At 54.8% G+C, this 1,573-nt stretch carries 1 protein-coding gene; it reads right to left on the minus strand.

Going from position 1 to position 1,573, the window contains the following annotated elements:
• Positions 1-29: 29 nt before the first annotated feature.
• Entirely contained in the window at positions 30-1,475 is a 1,446-nt protein-coding gene (locus B5G40_RS16525; protein WP_158099569.1) for an IS1182 family transposase, read from the minus strand.
• Positions 1,476-1,573 lie beyond the last annotated feature (98 nt).

The raw sequence follows: 1,573 nt of genomic DNA on the forward strand, positions 1-1,573 counted from the left end.
CTCAGCTTGTCGAGAAAGCCGGCTATGCGTCAAGCATACGCCGGGTTTGGGTCATGTAGCGGCCAAAGAAGGAGTATGCAGAGAGAGGCAAGGCTCTCCTGGCACAGCCACCTGGCCAGTTTTTTGAGATTCATGGCAGCAAATTTCAGCTTCACCCAGTTGGACACCTGGGCCAAGCCTCTGTACTGGGTATAACGCATGGCGTGTTTCTCTTTTGCGTCGGCAAAGACCCGTTCAATGGTCTCCTTCCGCCGTTGGTACAGTTCTCGGTACTCAGGCGTATAGCGGGCGTCGTCCGCCAGTTCCTCATAGTCTTTCCAGACATGCCGCTGCACCGTTTTGACACAGTCCTTGGAATGGGTGCACAGGTGGCGGGTGGGACAGTTCACACAGATTTTCGGGTCGCTTCGGTACTCCCGGTATCCGTCCCGGTTGGTTGTGTGGTAGGCCAACGCCTGGTACTCGGGGCAGAGCACACAGTCGTAGTGCTCGTCATACACATACTTCCACCACGCATGGCCCTCCTTCATGGTCTGGGGCCGCTTGTAAGCAGTGGACAGCACACGTCCATCTTCAAATACCTTTTTGCAGATATGAGGGGTCTTGTAGGCGGAATCGGCAACTATCGTCTCTACTTCCGGGAAAGCATCCGTCACACGGTCATACACTTCATCAAAAGCCACACTGTCATGTACATTGCCGGGGGTAATGACGGCCTCCAGGACAAAGCCATGCTTGTCACAGGCGGTATGGGCCTCATAGGCAAACTGCCGCTTGTGCTCCCCCTTCACAAACAAACCGCTGTCCGGATCCGTCACGCTCCGGGTCACCGTGCGCAGCTTCTCCTTCTTCCGCCGGGCCAGCTTCTTCTTTGAGGTATTGTCCCTGCGCTTTTTTGGCGGCGTTGGTGGCTCATCATCGTCAAAGGGCTTCTTTCCGTGGGACTCCCGGTCCGCGTTCACCTCTTCCATCAGTTCCTTGGCGTAGTGCCTGGATGCCGCCGGAATCTGTACCTTCACCTGCTTCTTGGTGTTGGCGTTGGCTTTGATATGTGTGCCGTCAATAAATACCGCCCTGGGGGAAAGGTATCCCGCCTCCGCCACCTCCTCCAGGATCCAACGGAAGACCTGGTCCACCGTCTCCTCGGTAAATCGGTGACGGAAGTTATAGCTCACTGTGGAAAAATGGGGCGTTTCCTCCTGCAATGTATACCCAAGAAACCAGCGGTAATAAATACTGCCGCTTACCTCTTCCGCCGTCCGCCGGAGGGATGGCAGCCCATACAGATGCTGGATCAGTACCATCTTGAACAGCACCACCGGGTCTACGCTCGGCCGGCCATTGTCTTCGCAGTACAAGGGCTCCACCATCTCGTACAGTCGGCTAAAATCCACTGCTCTGTCTATTTTCCGCAGCAGATGCTCCTCTGGCACCAGACTGTCTATGCCAACCATCTCGATTACGTTACGATCCATTTTCCCGCGTTCCAGCATCTTTCTCACCACCTGCTACTTATTTTACCTCTTATGAACGAAAAAGCCCAGCTTATGCTGGACTTTTTCGACAGACTGAG

The sequence above is a fragment of the Flavonifractor sp. An9 genome, assembly GCF_002161245.1.
Classification (GTDB): Bacteria; Bacillota; Clostridia; order Oscillospirales; family Oscillospiraceae; genus Flavonifractor; species Flavonifractor avicola.